We start from the raw sequence: 21,502 nt of genomic DNA, 5'->3' as shown, positions 1-21,502 counted from the left end.
ATATGAAAACTCAAACTTTTAAAGTACTGAATCCATCCGGTTTCCATGCACGGCCTACAAAAGAATTTGTTCAGGCCGCCAGCGCGTTCCCTTGCAAGATCAGCGTGATTAAAGGGGATAAGAAGGTGAACGGGAAAAGTTCTCTTAGTATGCTGACCCTGGGCATTCAGCAAAATGATGAAGTAACGCTGGAAATAGACGGCGAGCAAGAGGAGCAAGCATTAACCCAATTGGGCGGGCTGCTTACGAAGATATTTGAAGAGTAGCACGCTTACGCTTAACGGGTTTGGAATAGTGGAACCTTGTCCACACGACGAACTGAACCCTATAGAGCAGACACATAAAGTAGTCTGCCTATAGGGTACTTTTCCTGCTCGATGGAAACTATCAACCTATCCGAATCTGTAGCTCACTTAAATGTCATAAGAGTAATCCGCCGGCAAAACTCTCCTTAAGAACTGTTGGGTACGTTCTTCTTTTGGACTTGTAAATATGTCCTTCGGCGTTCCTTGCTCCACAATGCTTCCGCCATCCATAAAAATAACTGTGTTAGCCACATCCCTGGCAAAGGACATTTCGTGAGTAACCACTAGCATCGTTGTTCCTTCCTTCGCAATGTTTCTCATGACGGTTAACACTTCCCCGACTAATTCCGGATCAAGCGCAGAAGTAGGCTCATCAAATAAAATGATGTCAGGATTTAATGCAAGAGCCCTCGCAATGCCAACCCTTTGCTGCTGGCCTCCTGATAATTGGCTGGGATACGCGTTGTATTTGTCTGAAAGCCCTACTTTATCGAGCATGGCCCTGCCGATTTCATCCGCCTCCTGTTTAGGTACCTTTCTTCCGATAATCAGTCCTTCGGTCACATTTTCTAACGCTGTTTTGTTGTTGAACAAATTATAATTTTGGAATACGAAAGCGACCTTTTGCCGAATGGCGTGTATTTGTTTTTTTGTTGCTGTTCGAAGGTTCACATCGACATTTCCAAAAATGGCGTGCCCCTGGTCGGATCTTTCCAAAAAATTAATGCATCGGAGTAAGGTGGTTTTACCCGAACCGCTGGGACCAAGGATGACGACCACGTCGCCCTTATCTATTTTTAGGCTGACTCCCTTTAAAATCTCCTGTTTACCAAATGATTTATAGACATCCCGAATCTCTAACACGTGTATGGCCCCCCTTGCTCATTCTTAGGCATGTGCCGTCTTGTAGGTTCTCAAATACTTCTCATACCGCTTAAATCCGTATTCCACCAGACTGCAAATAATCAAATAGATAAGAAAAATATCGATATAAGCCTCTACGTAGTTGTAGCCGACGTTGGCCGCCACTTTAGCTTTTAAAGTGATTTCTTGCAAGGACATCGCATAGCCCAAAGAGGTAGCTTTAATGAGATTGGTTGTCGCAGTACAAATGTTGGGTAATGCCACGACTAATGCTTGCGGAATGATAATCCTTCTAAAAGCTTGGACGGTAGTTAATCCGACAGACAAAGCGGCTTCCAGCTGCCCTTTGTTGACCGTGTTGATGGCCGAACGGAATACCTCGATCAGTGTAGCGGTCGTGTACAAGGAAAATACGATGAATGCGTACCAGATAGGATTCACTTTGTAAATGTCAACTTGAATATGAAGCTTGGCAAAAAGATTAGTTAACAATAAGGGCACGCTGCTGTAGATAATAAAAATTTGGACGATGATAGGTGTTCCTCTTACAAAAGAAACATAGATGTGAGCGAGCTGGTGCAAAACCGGGATTTTGTTAATTCTGGTTAACGCCCCCATAAAGCCTAGTGGAGCCGCAATCAGCAGCGCAACCACTGTAATGGCTAGCGCAGTAGGAGCACCGGATAATGCTATGAAAAAGGTTTTCACCAAAAATTCCCAATCGAGCCCTTCCGACACGTTCTCCACCTCCTTATACGGTTTTTAGAGCTTGTTTTCCTTTGCTGAATACTCGTTCCAGCTTCGAGAAGAGCTGCTCAATAGCAATGGAAATCACCCAGTAAATCAGGGACAAGGCCAAATAAATTTCTAACGCGTGAGCGTTGTAATTGCTTGAAATAATTAAACTTGCTTTCCCGATGACATCGATCAATCCGATCGTATACGCCAAGGAGCCTTCCTTAATCAGCGCTAGCAGGCTGTTGCCAAAATTGGGCAGTGCCACTACAAAAGCCTGGGGAAAAATGATTCTCCTGTAAGCCTGCGTGCTGCTCAATCCTACACTTACCGCAGCTTCATACTGCCCTTTATCTACAGATTCATAGGCGGTTCGGATGACCTCGGACATCGCTGCCGCAAATTGAAGCGAGAACGTAATAACCACAAATACTGATTTATCAATGCTGTTCAAGTCGATGCCAAACTGATTGAATAGGAACGGGATTCCGTAATACGTTAGAAATAGAAGCACAATGGACGGCGTGCATCGGATTATAGTGGTGTACCCATGAGCCATTTTACTAGCCCAGCGATTCTTCCCTATTTTTGCCGCCGCTAGAAGGAACCCCAGAAGGGTGCCGAACAATACAGAGAAACCGGTAACCATAAAGGTTACTTTTAAAAACGGAATTAACACGGGAATGGAGTCAAAGATATATTTTGCATCGAAATACTGGTTCATGGTTCACCTTCATTCTGGCTTATGAATAGGTAAAAGCATTAATCGAAAAAACTTGCCACTCAAGTGACAAGCTTTTATTTGACTTTGGGAAACTGGCTAGGCAATAGGCCATTACCTTTTAACGGCATTTAATACCTCGAACAAATCCCGGCCATAAAATTTGGTGCTCAATTCATTGAGCTTCTTGTCATTTTTCAGCTTTTTAATAGCCTCATCGTAAGCATCTGCGAATTCCTGTTCCTTCTTATTGAACAACGGCCAGGTTTTGATTACGGCGAACTCATTGTAGACAATCTGATCCTTGAACTTATAATAGGGGCCGTCCGGCTCGGTGACTTGCTTTTGGAAAGGACCTTCAATCATGACTCCTCCGTCCACGCGCCCTTCATTTACCCATTGAACTACATCCACTGTGAACGAATCGCCGGCTTGCAATTTTACTTTATTATTAGGATTCGTCTTGTTGTATTCGTCAATAATGGTATATTGCGCGTTATTTGCGGCAATAGGCGCTAGCGTAAATCCGGCTGAAGCGAAATCCGACAGGTTTTTAATGTTTTCATTCTTTTTCTTCAATACAAGTCCGGTGCTGCTTAAGCCCAGAAATTCTTTGGGGAAAATAAATTTTTTGGTTCGCTCCTCTGTCCAAAAGGCATTTTTAATACCCACTTGATACTTACCTTGTTCAACGCCTAATAATAAGTCGTCGCTGGATGTTCCAACGAATTCGAATTTGTATTGAGGGAGTAATTGGCTTACTAGCTTCATAGCTTCGACATCATATCCCGTTGGATTTCCTTTGTCGTCCGTGTAGCTTATAGGTTTGGAAGCTTGATCATACGCGATTTTGACGACTCTGGCTTTGGAATCTTTACCATCCGACGAACCCTTCGATGCATCTGTCGAAGCCGTTGTGTTTGAACCGCATCCCGCCAGTAGAGTGACCAACGCTAAACTAGTGACAGCCATGGATAACCATTTTTTTCTCATCACGCAAATCTCCTTTGAAATGATCTATAAAGTTTGTTAGAAACCCGGTAGAATGATAAACCAACGTGAACCTTTTTTTGATGAACCAAATATTAACACAAGAAAACCAATCAGTAAAGTAGGAATTAAAATGGATCAAAGGTGTCTTTCATTCTTGACAAATAACCGGCATTGGAAATAACATAATACTAAATAAATCCAATCGGAATTATATGATATTTTGGATCGTTAGGCAAGAGGGTACTTTTATCGCATAGAGGGGGAATCAGGATGAATTTATTTATACGGCGGGATATTCAACAAGAATGGCTGAACAAGCTATACGAGAAGGAGGCTGATTTCAAAAATAAAGCCGCGCGAATCGATGAGGAGGGGCTCTTTCCTACGGAAAATATAGTAGATTTAATCGAACTGGGCTACACCCGGTCGACACTTCCAAAAGCTTATAGCGGGGAAGGGCTGAACGTATATGATATGGTGCTGCTCCAGGAAACGGTCGCGAGCTTCGATGCCTCTACTGCCCTAGCTATTGGCTGGCATCTGTCCGTGATCGGGGAGCTGTTCGAGAAAAAATTATGGTCGGAACGAGACCTGAATTTTATAGCTGAAGAAATTGCCAAGGGGGCCTTAATCAACCGAGCTGCCTCCGAAGCGCAGACAGGAAGCCCGACAAGAGGCGGCCGCCCCGAGACCAAGGCCATAAAAAAAGGGAATCATTGGGTGATCTCGGGACGTAAGGTGTTTACATCGCTTGCTCCTATGTTAACTTATTTTCTTGTTTCGGCATGGATGGAGGAAACGGAGACGATAGGGTATTTCCTGGTGCATAAGGATTTAGAGGGACTTAGAATTGATGAAACATGGGACACCATTTCGTTACGGGGAACCGGCAGCCATGATCTCGTCCTGGAACAAGTCACTATTCATGAGGATCTGCTTGTCGAGCCGGATATTCTTGGCAGAGGAAAAGACGTGAACGGTTGGCTGCTTCACATTCCGGCTTGTTATCTGGGCGTCGCGCAGGCTGCGAGAGACTATGCGGTCCGGTTTGCCAATCAATATTCGCCTAATAGTATAAGCGGGCCGATCAGTCAGCTGGCCAATATTCAACAACTCATAGGCGAAATGGATCTTGAGCTGATGAAAGTAAGGCATTTTTTATATAGTGCTGCCGAAGCCTACGATGATTTATCGCGTAGACCGTTCCTGACGAACGAGCTCGGCGCTGCCAAGCATGCAGTCACCAATTCGGCGATTGCTGTTGTGGACAAAGCGATGAGAATTCTTGGAATCAAAAGCATCCACCGCAGCAATCCATTGCAGCGATATTATCGGGATGTTAGGGCTGGCCTGCATAATCCGCCTATGGATGACGCTACCATACAAAAGATCGCTTTATCGGCCATCGAGCAGGATAAGTTAAAAGCCGCGGCCCGAATATAAAGCATGGTTTCTGCCTTTAGGCCCGAACATCCACACCATTATGCGCCGATGGTTTTAGATTTGCTAAACTGTAGTTAGTCCCAATAAATGCGAATAGCATCGACGATTCAGTCGGTGTTTTTTTGCATTTCGGGACATTACCGTTAGGTTTTGTCCTTCTGGATAATATTCAAAATAAACTGTTCTTTCCAATCTTCTGCCTGTGCTGGGTCCATTTTTTCAAGAAAAGCATCTGTGCTCCAAAAGTGTATGGTCAAGGTCTCATTGTTCGATTCAAGGTCGTTATTCAAATCATTAATAAGTCTTTGATACTTATTCATGCAGAGCATCCCCCCATATTTTCTCAACGACTTTATATAGTCCTGTTTCGATAACTCTTGCTGGTTTATACCAAATAATACCATAATAAGGCAAATAATAAAGTTAAGAAACTATATAGGTTTAAATCATGATGTTTTTTTAGGTGAGTATTCTAGAGGTCACTTGACAAATCGATAATTCTCGATATGATTATATGTATGGATCCCATCGAAATTTTCAAAGCGTTGTCCAACGAGTCGAGATTGCAAATCTTACAGTGGTTAAAGGAACCTGAAAAACATTTTAAGCCCCATGAAGGGATTGATATGAGAAAGACCGGGGTATGCGTCAGTCAGGTTACTGAAAAATTAAATATGACCCAATCAACGGCGTCCCAGTATTTGTCCATTCTTCAACGGGCAGGTCTAATCAAGACAGAGCGTATCGGCAAATACACCTACTATACAAGGGACGACGAAAAGCTGCGTGAGATTGCCGCATTTCTGAACAATGAAATATAAGCAAGGCTAAACTGAATGCTCATCTTGAGAATTCAGTTTTATTTAAGAAAAACATATCGACATATTACGATATGTTTTTATATAAATCAACACATCGACATTTTATAATGTATAGATGTGAAATATAGTAAAGGATGGGTGATTTTTTTGTCTAGTACTTGGAAGGTTTATTTTTTAGCATTGGTTAGCTTTTTAGTGGGGACGTCCGAATATGTGATCTCAGGTGTCCTGGATAAGATCTCGGACTCGATGGCAATTTCGATTACCGCGGCGGGACAGCTTGTAACTATTTTTTCCTTGGTATATGGGCTGTGCACACCGGTTACAATGGCCCTGACATCGAAGCTGGATAGAAAGAACCTGCTGGTAGGAGCATTGGGAATATTCATCTTAGCCAATGTGATGTCCTTTGCTTTGCCTGGCTTTGGACTGTTTATTATATCCCGTGTGATCATGGCTTTGGGAGCGGGAGTGGTGGTGGTTACAGCCTTGGATATTGCAGCCAAAATTGCCCCTGCAGGTAAGCAGGCAAGCTCAATCGCTACGGTCGTTATGGGATTTACGGCATCGTTAATTATTGGCGTTCCTCTTGGGCGAATGGCTGCTGCTGAATACGGATGGCGATCGGTATTCGGTTTCATTGCTTTAGCGGGACTTGTGGCCGTTTTTGTTCTTTTCTACACCATTCCTCGAATTAAAGGGGACGCCCCCGTACCTCTTACGAAACAGTTAGCGTTGTTGAAAAACAAAAAGGTTGCAGTTGGCTTGTCTATTACCCTCTTTTGGTTAGGGGGATATTCAATAGCTTATACGTACATTTCTCCCTATCTTCTTAACGTTGCAGGGGTGAATGAGGGGATGCTAAGCGGAGTATTGTTGGCATTCGGTATTGCAAGCTTAATAGGCTCCAAAACAGGGGGCTACAGCACAGATAAATGGGGGGTATCCTCCACATTACTCGGCGGAATGACTGTGCACTTCGCGGCTCTCATTTTGCTTTCCTTGGCGATTGCCGTATCAGCTAATATGTTCGTCGTTGCCGCACTGTTGATCTTATGGTCTTTCTCGGCATGGTCTACCGGTCCTACGCAGCAATATAATCTGGTTCGGATTAAGCCGGAATACTCCGGGATTATGCTGGGTCTCAATCAATCTATGCTGCAGCTCGCGATGGCGGCAGGTGCAGGGATAGGAGCCATTGCCGTTGAGCAGGTATCCTTATCCTCGATCACATGGTTTGGAGCCATTGGTGTAGCTATCGCAATCCTTGCGGCCCTAAGCTTGAACAGCATGATGAAAGAAGGCAAGGGAGCCAGGCAAACATACCAGGGTGTGCAGGAACAGCCTGTTCAAGAATGAACAGATTATTATAAAAAAGAGACATCGGCCTTCCAGGGCTGGTGTCTCTTGGTTTATTCTAGCATCCTGCAGCTCCTTTGAATAATCTCAGTGAGCTCTTGAAAACCAAACTGATGATTTACCATATCTACAGTAAAATTCTCCGCGTCTTTGCTGCCCATTATGAAATGACTGCCATTATATCGCAAGAAGATGACCAGGGCAGTAAAAGCCGTTCGATTGTTTGCGTTTTGAAAGGGATGGTTTTGACCGAGGGATTCAAACAGCGCAGCCGCTTTCTCATAAAGGGTTTCGTAGGCATCTTTGCCAAAAGCTGATGATTGCGGACGTAACACAGCGGATTCCAATAGACTGTTGTTTTTTACGCCAATATGTTCTCCGGGACTATATTTTTGTGTCATAGCAACGTTAATGGCTATAACCTCTTGGACGGTAATAAACCGGGTTTTGTCCATTATCTATCTTTCAGTCCTTTTAATGTTTCGTCATACTCCTCCATAACTTTGGAAAGGGTATTTAGAAAATCAGTGCTGATTCCAGTCGGCAGGTTTACCTTATTGATTTTTTTAATAACGATTTCCCCATCATTTTCATGGACTTCAATACGGACGGAATCACCGGCATCCAATCCGAGTTGTTTAAGAGCGTCTGTCATCGTTAAGCCCAAGCTGTTTCCAAACTTTGAGACTTTGCGTTCCATTTCTATCACCTTGCTCATATTGTAATCAACTCCTTATCATATTATTCAACTGTTATAACAATTATACATTATTACTTAGTATTTTGAAATGAATGGATAACCGGGTAATACCTAATTACGATCATTATAGAAGTATGAATTTTACATATCTAGATCAGATCGACAAAACAGGATATCTATGATATGGTAAAAGTATCCCATAGGCATTCTACTCTTTCGGAGTAGGGTGCCTTGGTGCATATTTATGGGAAATTTACATTAAATGTCTTGTGAATCGATTCGATAGGACATGGAGGTGGTGATGCTATGTTTCTCTTTGCAGCCCCGTTAAGGGGATATTGGATGACCGTGGGCAGCAGGCAAAGATCATTTGATGAGAAGGAGCGAGCATAGCATGACTACAAGGTTTCAAGCGGAACCCCGCGTACCGTTAAATTCATCCGGACTTCGGGAACTGCGCAGATCCGGACGTCTGCCGGGCGTTATTTTCAGAAAACATGCGGAGAATGAGCGGATTCATATTTCGGCGACCCAGTTTCAAAAATGGCTGAAGCATGGCGGGTCAGGATTTATTGAGCTGCATTTTGAAGGAGAAGGCTCGTTGACCGTACTGCTGGAGGACTTCCAGCGGGACCCGGTGACGAGGGATTTATTGCATGTCGATTTTCAGCAGGTTCAGATGGGCGAGCGCATTCGCACGAAGATTCCGGTCAAGTTCAAAGGAACTCCGATCGGAACAAAGGAAGGCGGCGTCGTGCAGATTCAATGCTCAGCTATCGAGGTAGAGGCATTGCCTAAGCATTTGCCGGATGTAGTGGAATTGGATATTAGCACGATGGGCATTGGAGAAACGTTGTACGTCAAGGATGTGGAGTTTGCGTCTGAGGTGACGGTGATTTCCGAGGCCCACGAGTTCCTGCTTTCCGTCGTTAAGCCTTAGCTTTCGTTACATCATGTAAAAAAGAGATCATGTCGTGCTTGCGATTTGCTTGCAGGCACGATGTTTTTGTTTGAACGTAAGGTCTTGTCCGTTATGACAGGGATAGATATAAAAGCGTGGAGGGAATTATATGTCAATGATAAGAGTCGGGATCGTGGGTTATGGCAATTTGGGCCGCGGGGTTGAAAAGGCCATTCGGCAAAACCCTGATATGGAGCTTGCAGCAATCTTCACGAGACGTCAGCCCGGGGACATGGCCTCGACAGGGCTAATCAAGCACATCTCTGAAGCTGAACAATACATAGGAAAGATCGATGTCATGATATTATGCGGCGGTTCTGCAACGGATTTACCGGAGCAAGGCCCGTACTTCGCTTCCATGTTCCATACGGTGGACAGCTTCGACAGGCACGCCAAAATTCCTGAATATTTCGATGCGGTAGATGCATCGGCAAGAAGAGGCGGGCATGCAAGCGTGATTTCAACGGGTTGGGATCCGGGCTTATTTTCATTAAACCGTCTGCTCGCTGAGGCGGTGCTGCCGGAAGGAAATGAGTACACGTTTTGGGGAAAAGGCGTGAGTCAGGGGCATTCGGATGCGATTCGCCGAATTCGGGGCGTCGACAATGCGGTTCAATATACGATACCCAGCATGGATGCGGTGGATAAGGTAAGAAGGGGGGAGGATCCGGTGCTGTCCGCAAGGGACAAGCATTTGAGAGAGTGTTATGTTGTAGTGGAGCCAGGAGAAGATTTGTCCCGAATTGAACATGAAATTACCACTATGCCGGATTATTTTGCCGATTATGAGACTCGAGTGAACTTTATTAGTGCAGATGAGCTGCAGGAAAAGCACTCCGCCATGCCTCATGGCGGACTTGTTCTCAGAAGCGGGAAGACCGGTGACAACAGCAAGCAGATTATCGAATTTGGACTCAACCTTGCCAGCAATCCCGAATTTACGGGAAGCGTGTTGGTCGCCTATGCCAGAGCTATCAGCAGATTCGCGAAGGAAGGCTTTACAGGGGCCAAAACGGCATTCGATATTCCTTTCAGCTACTTATCCCCCAAATCGGGCGAACAGCTTAGAAGGGAATTGCTGTAAAGCGCTCGGTATTTCCTCACCCTTATAAATAGAAAAAACACCATGGAAATGGTGTTTTTTCTATTTATAAGCCCCTTTTTTCATGCAGGCTGCGAGCTTATAGGAACCATGCGCACCAAATAAAAATAGTATAGGCAATAAAGGTTCTTACCGGAAGGAATGATCCGTATAAAAAAAATTAAGCCTGCAGCTGTTAAGGTGCGTAGAATCGGCGTCGTGCTGAACCGATTGAATAGGAAGGTATTCATTTATACGATTCCCGGGCATAAACCTCCGGCATTTTTCTACCGCAGCATCATGGACATTGACGCAGATGGATCCCCCCGCGCCTACAATCCCCAAAATACCGGGCTTGACGATTTGAGCCACGCCGGCAGACCCGGCCATTGGGTAGGGATTGTTACACACAACGGCAAGCCTTCGGGAAGGCCGGTCATACAAAAACGTACGGATCCCGCCCCCGGCTTTTATGTTTCCCAAACAGCCCTAAGTGATTTTAACAAGCGATTTACCGATCCGAACGCCTATGTGAATTCGGAGAAAATCCCCTTTATCGTTTTACCCCAAAGGAGAACCTTTGGTGCAGTTTTGGGCGATATGGCCGTAGTTTATAACATAAAGAATGGAAGATTGGCTTTTGCTGTTTACGCGGATACGGATGTTGGTATTGGTGAAGGCTCCATTGCATTAGCTAGAGTGCTGGGCATCAACTCGAATCCAAGAACGGGCGGAACAGGAAATCAAGAGAATGTATTCTATTTAGTTTTTCCGAAGTCCGGAAGGGGAAATGGGCACATACCTACCCGAAGGGAGATTATAGTAAAAACACAAAGGCTGTTCAGAGAGTGGGGCGGGATTCAGCTTTTAAAAAAGGTACAGCAATGCTAGTTAAACATAGCATCGTCTATCGCCAGCCGGGCTTCGAAAAGCCGGCTTTTTTTGTTGCCCGAATTTAGGCATCGCCTGCAGCGCACGGACAACTTTCCTTTGTATTCTGCACGCATAATCTATTTTATGGTCAAGGCTTCCTGGATGCAGGCAATGACCGCGAAATATAACAACAGGGGGTTCCGACTTTGAGGGTACTTTTTTTAGAAAGCCACCCCATGTGGATTCATGGCCTTCCCAATGGCTTCCGGGATGCAGGGCACCAGGTGAAAGTGTCTGGTCCTTTCACGAGAAAAAAGCTTCCTCGCTTGATAGCGGATTTCCGGCCGCATTTGATCATTACTTTGGGTTGGACGGAAGAACACAGCCCCCTTAAGCGCAAATGGATTCGGCACTATGTTGGCCGATCCGGCATTCCGCATGTCTATTGGGCAACAGAAGATCCTACGCATCACCATACGTTCACTCTCCCATACGTAAAAGCGGTCAAACCGGATTTTGTATTTACCATCTGCCGTGACATGGTAAAGAAGTACGAGAAAATGGGCATCCCCGCTGCTCATTCAGATTTCGGCCACCACCGGAACGTTCATAGGAACGGCAGGGAGCATGCCGGGTTTCGCAGCAATATCGCCATCGTAGCCAACGGCTATTCTCGAATATTACAAAAATATCCTCGCCATTTTCGCATCAAGTCCTTGTCTACTTTGATTCGTCCGCTGGTAAAAAGGAAAATCAGGGTCGATTTCTGGGGAAGGCAGTGGAATGAAGTCAAGCCTGTACTAGGCATTCGGATTCCTGAGAAGTGGATTCACGGTTATTTGCCTTATCAAGAGGCATATAAGGTTTACAACTCTGCGAAAATTATTATTGGTCCGCAGAACCAATTAAAGCAAGTAACGCAAAGAACTTATGAAATCCTCGGGTCGGGAGGATTCTTGATTACAAGCGATACACCGGAAATACGACGGCTCTTTAAGCCGGGAAAGCACCTTGTTGTCTCACGCTCTCCGGAAGAAACGGTACGGCTTGTCAGATATTATCTCAAACACCCTGACAAAAGGGAGCAAATTAGAAAAGCCGGCAAGCAGGCTGTCGCCAAGCATACGTACAAGCATCGTGCCATTCGGATGATACTTGAGCTAAAGAAACGAAGCATTCTAAAATAACAAGGAAAAGAAAGAGAAGATCACCCGTGAAGATAAATCGCGTTATCTACAATGTGCCGACCCGTAAACGGATCCTCGCCTTAACCTTCAATATGGCTTACGGTCATCGGGTCCCTGTCCAATTACTTTCCTTATTGAAAGCAAGAGGCGTAAAAAAAGCGACATTTTTTGTCACTGGGGAGTGGGTACAGCTCAACCCTGGTATTGCCAAGCGAATACAGCAGATGGGTTTTGACATTGCTTCCCATGGACATCGTCATGAGGATTACACCTCTCATTCGAATGCCTGGATTGAGCGGGAAGTGAAAGCTGCCAAGCGGGCTATTGTTAACGCAACCGGAGTCAAGACCAATATGATTCGCACGCCAAGCGGAGACCTCGATTCGCGAGTTATTAAGAAGCTGCTGAGTATGAAGCAAACGATTGTTCATTGGGACACGGATTCGTTAGATTGGAAATACAAGAATGTAAAAAAAATCGTTCAGCGGGTGCTGCCTAATATACATCCGGGTGCGATCGTATTGCTCCACGGCTGTGACCCATGGCCCCAGACGTTGAAAGCCTTACCCATTATTCTGGATGGAATAAAAAAGAAGGGTTACACATTGGTAACCGTGAATGAACTGCTATCCGGGATCCGTCCTAAAGCAAACCGAAAAAAATCATTTAACGCGCGATGAACCAGAACCGGTTCGCCCGTTTATGAGCTCGGAAACCGTGACGAACCGGAATCCTTTAGCTCTTAATCGGTCTATCATTATCGGAAGGGCCTTCGCCGTTTGGGTTGCAGAATCGCTTGCATGCATTAGAATGATGTCCCCGGACCTGGTCTGAGAGAGCACCCGCTTGACAATGGCATCAACCCCTGGATTGGTCCAGTCCAGGGAATCTACACTCCAATGGATCGTTCGATAGTTTAACGTTCCCAGCAGCTTAACGACCTTGCCATTGATACTGCCGTAAGGCGTCCGAATCAACCGGGTCCGAACCCCTGTCACGTTTTTTATGACCCGTTCCGCCTTTTTTACCTGGCTCCGAATCCAATTTTCGCTGTGTTTGGTATAGTCATGATGCAGATACCCATGCGAGCCGATTTCATAGCCTTGGGAACGAATTCTGCGTGCTGATCGGGGATATTGGGCGGCCCAGGTGGCCGACAAAAAGAAAGTTGCGTTTTTTACATTTTTTCGCTGTAACACCCGCAGTACTGTCCCTGATACCTGGTTCCCCCATCCGATATCAAATGTGAGCGCAATATATCGCTTGTTTGTCGGTAAACGGTAAATAGCATCACTATCGCCCAAACGGATCTCCTCCTAAAAGTTATTCATTCGCATTATATTCCGAAAGCGGGAAAGCCTGACTGTGTGGCGGCCTGCGAAGGGGAGTGACTATGAAAATTCTCTTTTTGGAAAGTGGGCACATCTGGTCGAGGGGGCTCCCTGATGGATTGCGTGATTTGGGTCATAACGTAAAGATTTCAGGTCCCTTGACCAAGAAAAAAATAGCTTCATTGATTTCCTCCTACAAGCCGCAGCTGCTTATGACCGTGGGTTGGGGCCCTGAACAAACAAAGGAAAAGCAGCGGTGGATGCGCCAATACGCCAGCATTTCGGGTATTCCATTGATCTATTGGTCAACGGAGGATCCCAATTTCACAGCAGAATTTACACTTCCGTTGATCCGAAGAATGAAACCGGATTTTGTATTTACCATTTCCGCCCGGACAGCCGCACATTATCGGAAGCTTGGTATCCGCGCAGCTCATCTCGATTTTGGTTTCTCTCCTAGTATTCATCGAAGGGTAAAGCCGCTTAAAAAGTATAGACATAAAATTGCTGTCGTAGCGAACGCCTATCCTCAAGTCTTAAGCAGATATCCGAAGCATTTTCGGCGAAAGGCATTGAATCTTCTGATACGTCCGCTGCTTTCTGCAGGGATTCGGGTAGATTTCTACGGGGCAGATTGGGAGAAGATGAAGCCTTACTTGGGTAAAACCATTCCACGAGGCTGGATACATGGGAAGCTGCCTTACCAAAATGCAAATCAAGTTTATAGTTCATCGCAAATCATGCTGGGTCTGCAAAATTACAGGGATATGGTAACCCAGCGAACCTATGAAATATTAGGTTCAGGGGGGTTCCTTCTTACCATCGACACACCGGGGGTAAGACGGGTCGGTAAACCAGGACGCGATTTTGCAGTGTCGACCTCGCCTGAGGATACGGTGCGGCTGGTACATCATTATCTAGAGCATCCATCAGCTCGAGAACGCATTCGTAGGCAAGGGAACCGTACGGTTTATAGGCATAATTACACGAATCGGGCCAAACGTATGCTATCGATTCTTAGGAGGACGGGCTTATTAAAGTAGCTTATCTGACTTTTGACGATGGTCCTGCCCGCTATACAGGAGCCATTCTGGATCAGCTAAGGGAGCATGGGGTTAAGGCGACCTTTTTTGTCCTTGGCAACCGTACTCCCAAAGGAATTCGCTTGTATAAAAGAATGGTACAAGAAGGCCATGCCATCGGCAATCATACGTTTTCTCACAATTATCCGGTCATTTACAGCTCCATATCGGCATTTCTTAAGGATTTCCGTAAGCTGGAGTCCCTATTGCAGCGATACGTACATGTAAAACCGAAAATATTTCGATTTCCAGGGGGCTCCCAAAACGCAGTGAACCCGTTGTATGGGAATAGGGCCCAGATGACCAAGGTGAACCAAGTCATGACGAGAAGAGGATACCGATATTTTGATTGGAATGTCGAGTCCGGCGACTCCGAAATCCCTCGTCCCACCACGGAAGCTATGATTCGCAATGTACTGCGCGGCAGCAAAAACAAACGTAAAATCATCGTCCTATTCCATGATTTCAATCCCAATACGCCCAAATGCTTGCCGGCTGTAATCAAAGGGCTGAGAAGGCAAGGCTTTAGATTCCAGGTACTGTCTAAAAAATCATTTACCGTTCGTTTTCGGTAATCAGGAACTTGAAAGTTTTTTTACCTTTCTGTGGTATTATGGTTCTAGTACTTTGAATAACAGGACTGATACCAAAATGAAGCGAAGCCGCAGGACGTTGCCAGAAACGGAATACCGCGCTATTTTGCGGGCAGCAGACGATATCATTGCCCAAGGCGGAAGGACGTTGCTTGCCAAAATATTGAAGGGCTCGAAAGAGCGGAAAGTATTGGAGCTAGGACTGGATCAAAACCCTTCTTATGGTTTCTACAGAGATCTTACGTTGGAGCAGATCATGGACAAAGTGGATACTATGATAGACACGGGATTTTTGAGGACGGAAAGACAGGGTAAGCTGCCCATGATCATTTTCACACCGTATGGATGGGCTGTCGAACGAGAACAGCGCGCCCAAGAGTTTTTACAAGAGTGGGATTATTGGCTTGATCATAACGTAACACCGGTCAGTATGGAATATTTGAAAGAACGGAACCGGGGGATGATGCTCCTGTTCCTGTATAAAGTCTTGTGCTCCGCTAATAAGAAATACATTCCTTACTTGAGATTGTGGGAGCAGGTGGAATTCAAGAAGGTTCAGAGGGAGATTCGGCATGTGATTGAAGCGTTGGAGCAACGTGAGGGAATGAATGATAAGCAGTGGGACCAGTTGGTGGGTGAGATGGCCCACTCCTTGCTCCTTCGGTCCGATAATCCCATTATATTAGCATGCGGGAAGTGCGGGAATCCGTTCTTGTTGGACGAGTCGAATCCGGATTATTACACGAGCGAAGGACTGCAATTTCCGCAACGGTGCCCTCAATGCCGGTAGCACAAGTGCTTTTAAATAAAGATGATGTTCAGCCTGCACGGTCTGGAGCGAGCGAAGGGAGTACGGGGGATCGAAATCCTCCGCCTCCCTGACGTCTCGGGATTAATATTCGATTTTGAGGCTCTCTCCGTCTACATATACGCCTTGGGAACGGGTAATCGGAAGCTTGTGCTCTGCTGAAAAGCCGATGGTTTCCCCATCCCTTAAAGTGACGTTGCTTTCCACGATATATGAGGAAATATCGATCAGAAAATCACGCAGATCGGCGGGGGAAGCCTGACTGTTCAGCACTTCGATCTCTTCCTTGCCGAATGGCCGCAGTCCACAGGTATATCCATTCATCCCCGATTCCGTTCTGACAAGACCAAAGTGAACCAGATTCAATAAAGGAAACATATCATCCGACTTCATCATCTCGGCCATTTCCACATAAAGCTCCGGCTGGAATACGGTACCCGACGAATAGAATCCGATTGCGTTCGGAAGCTTCAAGCAGCTGGCCGCAAGCTTGGTATACAGCCTGCCGCTATCCAACGGAGAGCCGGAGCGGGTAAATACAGCCAGAATGATTTGGGCCACATGGGTTTTGGTAACGTCAGCGGCCTCCCGCCAGAGATAGTTGCCTCCTGCATAATGCTCTGCCTCCCCGTCCGGGATAGGGGCATCCACAAAGCTTATAGCGGCAGTGAAGCCGTCCGTTTCAAAAACGAGGATTCCTTCCTTTTCTTCCTCATGGCCCTCACCTTCCCCTGATGCTGATGAACAAGAGATATTCCAATCCTTCATCAGGTTCTCCTTGACCTGATCCAGATCGCATTCCGGAGAGTTCAGCAGCACGAACCCGTTAAATAAGCCTCCGGAGGACTCGTTCTGAGACTCCGCGGCGTCTTCTTGCGTTTGAGCCGCCTCGATTGCTGCCGCCTGCTTCATCCAATACTCGCGGATCATTTCTACCATAGCTATAGCTTCCTGCTTCGCAGTAGCGGGGTCGTATGGCTGCATCTCGCTGAAGATATGGCCGCAATGCTCCGTATCCGATGGATGCTCATAGCCGCCGCAGACACCAAGGAGCCATTTTCCCAGCCATGTTTTTTTGTACTTGAAGATGTAGTAGTGCATACCATGCAAATCGAATTCAGCTGCAATTTCAATTTTGCTAGGTTTTTGGCCGAGTTCTCGTTCATCCGACAGCCAATTGATCATAGATTGCATAGCAGCTTGCTGCTGGGATGTCATTTAATCCTCTCCCTGGTCAAGTTAAGTTCTCTATTCTTGTATATACTAGCAGCAGTTGGATGTAAATGGGACTAAAAGATTAACCTTCTTTCCCGTGTTGACCGCAGGACCTCTGATGGAATCGTTGCAATAAGCCACACCAAATTGACACTCTGGAGATGAATCAGTATATTTTAGCTATAAAGTGAACGAAAATAAATCAATATATCGTTTCCAGCGAGGTTTAGAAGAGGGGCATTCTATGAAAAAAATAAAGGCATTGGTCATCGCGCCCTACCGCGGGTTGGTGGAGCTGACCTCCAATCTCAAAGATCAACTGGATGATTTTGAAGTAACGGTGATACAAGGCGATTTGTCGGAGCCTTTGCCTGTTCATCAATATGAAAAGGAAGGCTATGACATCATTATTAGCCGGGGCGGGACGGCCAGGCTGATCCGTAAGCTCAGCTCACTTCCGGTAGTGGAGATCAAAATATCCGGCTTTGACATTTTGCGGCTAATCACGCTGCTGAAGGAATACAAAATTCCTATTGAAATGATAGGATTTCCCAATATTATCGAGGCGGTTGTCGCCGTATCGCGGCTGCTGGATGTCGATATTCCCTATACGATCATTAACGAGCAGGATGATGTGAACGAGGTCCTGGAGGCGGCAAGGGACAAAGGGGCTCTTGTGATTGTTGGCGGGACGAATACGGTTCGGCTGGCCAAGGAGCAAGGGCTTCAGGGCATTCTGATCACGTCCGGTAAAGAATCCGTGCTGGAGGCTTTCGAGAACGCGAGAAATGTGTGTCAGGCCGTCAGCCGCTACAAAGCTGAGGGGCAGATGCTGAACTCGCTCGCTCAAGGTGCGGAACAGGGGATGGCGGTGATGCAGACCGGCGTCAGATTGCATTATATGAATGCTGCGTTTCGGGATATGCTGGGCATTCGCCACGATCAAGATGCGGATGTCATAATGCGGCAGAGGTTCCCCAAATTGCTGGCTCTTATGACCAATTCAAGCGGCAAGGAGGGGGAAGCCTCCTCCTTCGAGCTGTACGACATGACGTTCCGTCATAAGCTTACTGTGATCTGTGGGGAAGGGGAGCCGGAGGCTGCGTATAATCTCTATGTGCGTCCGGTAACGGATAACGAGAACGATATTCAGGTTCGGCGGTTGGAGCCGTTTATCGAGACGTTTCCTCGTCTGATTCGGGCCCGCTCCGATTTCCAGGAAGCACTTGCCTCAGCTGCGGAACGGCTGCAGCGGGTACGTCCTCTCGCCGTATACGGAGAGCAGGGAACAGGAAAACGGATTTTTGCGGGCACGGTATGGCGGCAGCTGCATCCTGAAGGAGGCGAGCTGCTGGAGGTGAACGTTGTACGAGGCTCCGAGGAGGCCTTCATGCACTTGAAGCATCTGCTGGGAGAGGCTCTGCCTGGCAGCATGATCTATTTGCGCGGTGCGGAACGGCTCTCGCCCAAATACCAGAGAAGGCTGGCGGAGTCGGTGCCCCAATGCGCTGCATACCTGATCTGCTCCTTCGAGAAGGCGCCCGGGCAGCTGCGGGAGGAAGGGCTTCTGGAGCCGGAGCTGCTCTCGCTGATCGAAGGGGCAGCCGTCGAGATGAAGCCGCTCCGAACGAATCCTCAGGAGCTGGAGGAGCTGATCCGCATTTTTATTTCGGAGAATAACGAGAAATACGGCAAGCAGGTAGTCGGCATTCGTCCTAAAGCGCAGGAAGCGCTCTACGAATACCCGTGGAAGGGCAATCTGATAGAGCTTCGAGATACGGTGAAAGAGCTGGTAAAGGCGGCTGAAGGCGAGTATATCGACGAAGAGCTTCTCGCCGTGCTGGAAAAGCAAAGAATCGGGCACGGCCCGGCAAGCGGTGCAAGAACGATTAATCTGGATCAACCTTTACAAAGTATCCAGAAGGAGATCATTCAGCTGGTGCTCCAGGAGGAGAACATGAATCAGTCCCGTGCAGCCAAAAGGCTCGGGATTAATCGTTCAACGCTGTGGAGAATATTGAAGGATCCGATATAAATCATCAGAAGTGTGGTGTGCATTAAGCCCTATATCCGGTTCGGATGTAGGGTTATTTGTGTTGCAAATCGCAACTATATATGTTGCATAACGCAACAATTAGAAACAATATGATGCAATATACAATAAAACTGTTGATATTTCGAACTATATTATTTATAATTCATTACGAAAGACAGAACGATCATAACTGTTGTTAAATAAAACGTTTTTTATAGGATAGGAAATAGAAGGAGGCCTTTATGGTGGAATTAAAAGGGATTATTCCTGCTATGCTGACACCGCTTACGGAAGATCAGAAGGTTAACGAGCCCGTGGTACGCCAGTTGACGAACCGGCTTATTGAATCCGGGGTTCATGGGATTTTTATTCTCGGAACGAACGGCGAATTCCATTTGCTCTCTACGGAAGAGAAGCTGGCTATGGCTCGCATCGTGATAGAAGAGGTAAAAGGCAGAGTTCCCGTGATTGTTGGTACTGGGGGCGGGACGACGGAGGAAGTGATTGAGCTTTCCAGACAGATGGAGCAATTGGGAGCCGATGCGGTTTCGATTATTACGCCCTTCTTCATAGCGCCTTCACAAGAGGAGCTCATCGTTCATTATACCCGAATCGCTGAATCGACGAAGCTACCGATCGTGCTGTACAACATTCCTTCGAGAACCGGTGTGAACCTGGAGCCGGAGACGGCAGCCGTCTTGGCCAAGCTTCCTAACATTGTCGGTATTAAGGACAGCAGCGGCAATTTCGCCAATATCGAGAATTACATTAAGGCAACCCAAGGCGAAGCTTTTACCGTCTTCGCAGGCACGGATTCGCTGATTTTGAAAACATTGCTTGCCGGCGGCGTGGGTGCGGTGGCCGCGACAGCCAATATGCTTCCTGAAACCGTTGTATCGATCTACAATCACTGGCAGAACGGCAATATCGAAGAAGCACAGAAAGCGCAGGACGCGCTGCAGCCGCTTCGCGATACGTTTGCTCTGGGAACGCTCCCATCCGTTTTGAAAAAGGCCGTAGAATTGAGCGGTATTCCGGTAGGACCGCCGAAATCGCCTGTATCCGTTGTTTCGGGAGAGGCGCTGAAGAAGGTTCAGGCTATGGTGGATTCCTATCAAAGCCGTTAAATCTCAGTTGTTTCAAATCCATCCAAGGGGTTGAATTCATGAAAACGCTGTACCAGTTTCAAACCGCAGATCATATTATCGCAGGGCGAAACTCGCTGCAAAGCGTGGGAGAGCATCTGCACCTTACCGGCGTCGATGTGAAATCGGTGCTTATCCTTACACAGCCTTCGATTAAATCATTAGGCTTTGTCGATGCCTTGGTCAGCCAACTGGCAGCCAAGGGCGTGACTGCCGACGTTAATACAAACATTTTGCCGGAACCGACGGTAGAGAACATTGAGCAGGTGTTTGCCGGCATGGCGGACAAAGCTTACGATGTCTTGATCGGGTTCGGTGGGGGAAGCGTTCTCGATTCCGCCAAAATTTTGGCCGTTCTCGCTACGAACGAATGCTCCATCCGCGACCTGCTCGGAACGGATTTGGTCAAGAAGCCGGGAATCCCGACGATTCTGATTCCGACCACCTCAGGTACGGGGGCGGAGGTTACTCCGAACGCTATCGTTACATTGCCTGACGAAGAGCTGAAGATAGGCATCGTCAGCAAGCATATGCTTCCAAAGGTCGTCTTCCTTGATCCGATGCCGACACTGGGATTGCCAAAGCCGATTACGGCGGCTACTGGAATGGATGCGTTCACCCATTCGCTTGAATCCTTCATTTCGAATAAAGCGAATCCGATCAGCGATATGTTCGCGCTGGAATCGATTCGTCTGATTTCGTCCAGCATTGTGGAAGCTTATCAGAACGGAACTAACGTTGATGCCAGAGAAAAGATGCTGCTCGGCTCCATGTACGGCGGGATGGCATTGACGGCCGCGGGTACCGCAGCAGTTCATGCATTGGCCTATCCGCTCGGCGGCAAATTCAAAATCGCGCATGGCGTAGCCAATTCGATGCTGCTTCCACATGTGATGGAGTTCAATATGGATGCGATTGAGGAGCGGTTATATCAAGTGGCTGAACCTATGGGTATTCAGGTGCAAGGGCTGACTTCCTCACAGGCCGCGGCCAAAGTGGTCGAGCGTATCGTCGAATGGACGACCGTTCTGGAAATACCGCAGGATTTGAGCAGCTTCGGAGTTAAGCCGGATGACGTACCTGAGCTCGCCGTATCGGCGTCCAAAGTAACCCGCCTGCTGAATAATAATCCAAAAGAGCTCAGCCTGCAGGACATGGAAGCGATTTACCGCAAATTACTGGCATAACTAGATACAACGAAACGAAGTCATGGAAAATAATGCGGCTTCAGGCTACAGATCAGGAAGATT

Annotated in this window: 24 protein-coding genes; 15 read left to right on the top strand and 9 right to left on the bottom strand. The window is 46.9% G+C overall.

Features of this window, described 5'->3' with window-relative positions; translation table 11 throughout:
* Window positions 1-2 precede the first annotated feature (2 nt).
* The gene (locus GGC63_RS17855; RefSeq protein WP_079914677.1) at window positions 3-266 is read left to right on the top strand and encodes an HPr family phosphocarrier protein; all 264 of its coding nucleotides are present in this window, start codon (window positions 3-5) and stop codon (window positions 264-266) included.
* Between the two features lie 147 nt (window positions 267-413).
* On the opposite strand, the gene GGC63_RS17850 is transcribed toward GGC63_RS17855, so the two are convergent.
* From GGC63_RS17850 to GGC63_RS17835, 4 genes are all read right to left on the bottom strand, one after another.
* Window positions 414-1,169, bottom strand: coding sequence for an amino acid ABC transporter ATP-binding protein (locus GGC63_RS17850; protein ID WP_192703429.1), 756 nt, complete (start codon window positions 1,167-1,169; stop codon window positions 414-416).
* 24 nt (window positions 1,170-1,193) lie between these two features.
* On the bottom strand, window positions 1,194-1,907 hold the full coding sequence (locus GGC63_RS17845) for an amino acid ABC transporter permease (RefSeq protein WP_192703428.1): 714 nt from the start codon (window positions 1,905-1,907) through the stop codon (window positions 1,194-1,196).
* Window positions 1,908-1,920: 13 nt separating this feature from the next.
* Entirely contained in the window at window positions 1,921-2,628 is a 708-nt protein-coding gene (locus tag GGC63_RS17840) for an amino acid ABC transporter permease (RefSeq protein ID WP_192703427.1), read from the bottom strand.
* A 111-nt stretch (window positions 2,629-2,739) separates the two neighbouring features.
* Entirely contained in the window at window positions 2,740-3,618 is an 879-nt protein-coding gene (locus GGC63_RS17835) for a transporter substrate-binding domain-containing protein (RefSeq protein ID WP_192703426.1), read from the bottom strand.
* Between the two features lie 270 nt (window positions 3,619-3,888).
* Here GGC63_RS17835 and GGC63_RS17830 point away from each other — a divergent pair, with 270 nt between their 5' ends.
* On the top strand, window positions 3,889-5,061 hold the full coding sequence (locus tag GGC63_RS17830; RefSeq protein ID WP_192703425.1) for an acyl-CoA dehydrogenase family protein: 1,173 nt from the start codon (window positions 3,889-3,891) through the stop codon (window positions 5,059-5,061).
* A 143-nt stretch (window positions 5,062-5,204) separates the two neighbouring features.
* On the opposite strand, the gene GGC63_RS17825 is transcribed toward GGC63_RS17830, so the two are convergent.
* Complete coding sequence (locus GGC63_RS17825; protein ID WP_192703424.1) at window positions 5,205-5,381, bottom strand: hypothetical protein; 177 nt, start codon at window positions 5,379-5,381, stop codon at window positions 5,205-5,207.
* A gap of 198 nt (window positions 5,382-5,579) precedes the next feature.
* Here GGC63_RS17825 and GGC63_RS17820 point away from each other — a divergent pair, with 198 nt between their 5' ends.
* Together GGC63_RS17820 and GGC63_RS17815 are read left to right on the top strand one after the other, a co-directional pair.
* Window positions 5,580-5,882 (top strand): ArsR/SmtB family transcription factor, encoded by a 303-nt coding sequence (locus GGC63_RS17820; RefSeq protein ID WP_192703423.1) that lies wholly within the window; start codon window positions 5,580-5,582, stop codon window positions 5,880-5,882.
* Window positions 5,883-6,029: 147 nt separating this feature from the next.
* Entirely contained in the window at window positions 6,030-7,241 is a 1,212-nt protein-coding gene (locus GGC63_RS17815) for an MFS transporter (protein WP_192703422.1), read from the top strand.
* A 53-nt stretch (window positions 7,242-7,294) separates the two neighbouring features.
* On the opposite strand, the gene GGC63_RS17810 is transcribed toward GGC63_RS17815, so the two are convergent.
* Together GGC63_RS17810 and GGC63_RS17805 are read right to left on the bottom strand one after the other, a co-directional pair.
* Window positions 7,295-7,696 carry a type II toxin-antitoxin system death-on-curing family toxin gene (locus GGC63_RS17810; protein WP_192703421.1) on the bottom strand — a complete coding sequence of 134 codons (402 nt, stop codon included), beginning with the start codon at window positions 7,694-7,696 and terminating at the stop codon, window positions 7,295-7,297.
* Window positions 7,696-7,959 (bottom strand): AbrB/MazE/SpoVT family DNA-binding domain-containing protein, encoded by a 264-nt coding sequence (locus tag GGC63_RS17805; RefSeq protein WP_192703420.1) that lies wholly within the window; start codon window positions 7,957-7,959, stop codon window positions 7,696-7,698. The genes GGC63_RS17810 and GGC63_RS17805 overlap by 1 nt, the downstream gene beginning before the upstream one ends.
* Window positions 7,960-8,335: 376 nt before the next feature.
* Here GGC63_RS17805 and GGC63_RS17800 point away from each other — a divergent pair, with 376 nt between their 5' ends.
* The 5 genes from GGC63_RS17800 (at window position 8,336) to GGC63_RS17780 (ending at window position 12,723) form a co-directional block, all read left to right on the top strand.
* Window positions 8,336-8,881, top strand: a complete 546-nt coding sequence (locus tag GGC63_RS17800) for a 50S ribosomal protein L25 (RefSeq protein WP_192703419.1) — start codon at window positions 8,336-8,338, stop codon at window positions 8,879-8,881.
* 130 nt (window positions 8,882-9,011) lie between these two features.
* Complete coding sequence (locus GGC63_RS17795) at window positions 9,012-9,986, top strand: diaminopimelate dehydrogenase (RefSeq protein WP_192703418.1); 975 nt, start codon at window positions 9,012-9,014, stop codon at window positions 9,984-9,986.
* A gap of 159 nt (window positions 9,987-10,145) precedes the next feature.
* Window positions 10,146-10,874: a glycoside hydrolase family 75 protein gene (locus GGC63_RS17790; RefSeq protein WP_192703417.1), complete on the top strand. Its 729-nt coding sequence runs from the start codon at window positions 10,146-10,148 to the stop codon at window positions 10,872-10,874.
* A 188-nt stretch (window positions 10,875-11,062) separates the two neighbouring features.
* A complete protein-coding gene (locus GGC63_RS17785) occupies window positions 11,063-12,043 on the top strand; it encodes a glycosyltransferase (RefSeq protein ID WP_192703416.1) in 981 nt (326 codons plus the stop codon).
* A gap of 26 nt (window positions 12,044-12,069) precedes the next feature.
* Window positions 12,070-12,723: a polysaccharide deacetylase family protein gene (locus tag GGC63_RS17780; protein WP_192703415.1), complete on the top strand. Its 654-nt coding sequence runs from the start codon at window positions 12,070-12,072 to the stop codon at window positions 12,721-12,723.
* Here GGC63_RS17780 and pdaB read toward each other — a convergent pair.
* On the bottom strand, window positions 12,706-13,347 hold the full coding sequence (pdaB, locus tag GGC63_RS17775) for a polysaccharide deacetylase family sporulation protein PdaB (protein ID WP_192703414.1): 642 nt from the start codon (window positions 13,345-13,347) through the stop codon (window positions 12,706-12,708). The two genes, GGC63_RS17780 and pdaB, sit on opposite strands and share 18 nt — an antisense overlap.
* An 89-nt stretch (window positions 13,348-13,436) precedes the next feature.
* Here pdaB and GGC63_RS17770 point away from each other — a divergent pair, with 89 nt between their 5' ends.
* The 3 genes from GGC63_RS17770 (at window position 13,437) to GGC63_RS17760 (ending at window position 15,839) form a co-directional block, all read left to right on the top strand.
* Window positions 13,437-14,417: a glycosyltransferase gene (locus tag GGC63_RS17770; protein ID WP_192703413.1), complete on the top strand. Its 981-nt coding sequence runs from the start codon at window positions 13,437-13,439 to the stop codon at window positions 14,415-14,417.
* Window positions 14,408-15,031, top strand: a complete 624-nt coding sequence (locus GGC63_RS17765) for a polysaccharide deacetylase family protein (protein WP_192703499.1) — start codon at window positions 14,408-14,410, stop codon at window positions 15,029-15,031. Before GGC63_RS17770 ends, GGC63_RS17765 begins: the two co-directional genes overlap by 10 nt.
* Window positions 15,032-15,128: 97 nt before the next feature.
* Window positions 15,129-15,839 (top strand): RQC-minor-1 family DNA-binding protein, encoded by a 711-nt coding sequence (locus tag GGC63_RS17760; RefSeq protein WP_225948290.1) that lies wholly within the window; start codon window positions 15,129-15,131, stop codon window positions 15,837-15,839.
* A 102-nt stretch (window positions 15,840-15,941) separates the two neighbouring features.
* On the opposite strand, the gene GGC63_RS17755 is transcribed toward GGC63_RS17760, so the two are convergent.
* Window positions 15,942-17,075 (bottom strand): DUF4261 domain-containing protein, encoded by a 1,134-nt coding sequence (locus GGC63_RS17755; RefSeq protein ID WP_192703411.1) that lies wholly within the window; start codon window positions 17,073-17,075, stop codon window positions 15,942-15,944.
* 241 nt (window positions 17,076-17,316) lie between these two features.
* On the opposite strand from GGC63_RS17755, the gene GGC63_RS17750 reads away from it, so the two are divergent.
* The 3 genes from GGC63_RS17750 (at window position 17,317) to GGC63_RS17740 (ending at window position 21,439) form a co-directional block, all read left to right on the top strand.
* Window positions 17,317-19,107, top strand: a complete 1,791-nt coding sequence (locus GGC63_RS17750; protein ID WP_192703410.1) for a PrpR N-terminal domain-containing protein — start codon at window positions 17,317-17,319, stop codon at window positions 19,105-19,107.
* 245 nt (window positions 19,108-19,352) lie between these two features.
* On the top strand, window positions 19,353-20,234 hold the full coding sequence (gene dapA, locus GGC63_RS17745; protein ID WP_192703498.1) for a 4-hydroxy-tetrahydrodipicolinate synthase: 882 nt from the start codon (window positions 19,353-19,355) through the stop codon (window positions 20,232-20,234).
* 38 nt (window positions 20,235-20,272) lie between these two features.
* A complete protein-coding gene (locus GGC63_RS17740; protein WP_192703409.1) occupies window positions 20,273-21,439 on the top strand; it encodes an iron-containing alcohol dehydrogenase in 1,167 nt (388 codons plus the stop codon).
* The last annotated feature ends 63 nt before the right edge of the window (window positions 21,440-21,502 follow it).

The sequence above is a fragment of the Paenibacillus sp. OAS669 genome (genome assembly GCF_014873645.1).
In the GTDB taxonomy this organism is placed as follows: Bacteria; Bacillota; Bacilli; order Paenibacillales; family NBRC-103111; genus Paenibacillus_S; species Paenibacillus_S vulneris.
Note: the sequence above shows the minus strand (reverse complement) of the source record. Positions and strands in the feature narration are given on the sequence as shown.

Excerpts from the sequence above, each read along its gene's own strand:
- GGC63_RS17790 (WP_192703417.1), top strand. The coding sequence starts at position 10,146 with ATGATCCGTATAAAAAAAATTAAGCCTGCAGCTGTTAAGGTGCGTAGA.
- GGC63_RS17820 (WP_192703423.1), top strand. The coding sequence starts at position 5,580 with ATGGATCCCATCGAAATTTTCAAAGCGTTGTCCAACGAGTCGAGATTG.
- GGC63_RS17755 (WP_192703411.1), bottom strand. The coding sequence starts at position 17,075 with ATGACATCCCAGCAGCAAGCTGCTATGCAATCTATGATCAATTGGCTG.
- GGC63_RS17750 (WP_192703410.1), top strand. The coding sequence starts at position 17,317 with ATGAAAAAAATAAAGGCATTGGTCATCGCGCCCTACCGCGGGTTGGTG.
- GGC63_RS17855 (WP_079914677.1), top strand. The coding sequence starts at position 3 with ATGAAAACTCAAACTTTTAAAGTACTGAATCCATCCGGTTTCCATGCA.
- GGC63_RS17770 (WP_192703413.1), top strand. The coding sequence starts at position 13,437 with ATGAAAATTCTCTTTTTGGAAAGTGGGCACATCTGGTCGAGGGGGCTC.
- GGC63_RS17840 (WP_192703427.1), bottom strand. The coding sequence starts at position 2,628 with ATGAACCAGTATTTCGATGCAAAATATATCTTTGACTCCATTCCCGTG.
- GGC63_RS17810 (WP_192703421.1), bottom strand. The coding sequence starts at position 7,696 with ATGGACAAAACCCGGTTTATTACCGTCCAAGAGGTTATAGCCATTAAC.
- GGC63_RS17795 (WP_192703418.1), top strand. The coding sequence starts at position 9,012 with ATGTCAATGATAAGAGTCGGGATCGTGGGTTATGGCAATTTGGGCCGC.
- GGC63_RS17740 (WP_192703409.1), top strand. The coding sequence starts at position 20,273 with ATGAAAACGCTGTACCAGTTTCAAACCGCAGATCATATTATCGCAGGG.
- GGC63_RS17835 (WP_192703426.1), bottom strand. The coding sequence starts at position 3,618 with ATGAGAAAAAAATGGTTATCCATGGCTGTCACTAGTTTAGCGTTGGTC.
- GGC63_RS17830 (WP_192703425.1), top strand. The coding sequence starts at position 3,889 with ATGAATTTATTTATACGGCGGGATATTCAACAAGAATGGCTGAACAAG.
- GGC63_RS17800 (WP_192703419.1), top strand. The coding sequence starts at position 8,336 with ATGACTACAAGGTTTCAAGCGGAACCCCGCGTACCGTTAAATTCATCC.
- GGC63_RS17805 (WP_192703420.1), bottom strand. The coding sequence starts at position 7,959 with ATGAGCAAGGTGATAGAAATGGAACGCAAAGTCTCAAAGTTTGGAAAC.
- GGC63_RS17825 (WP_192703424.1), bottom strand. The coding sequence starts at position 5,381 with ATGAATAAGTATCAAAGACTTATTAATGATTTGAATAACGACCTTGAA.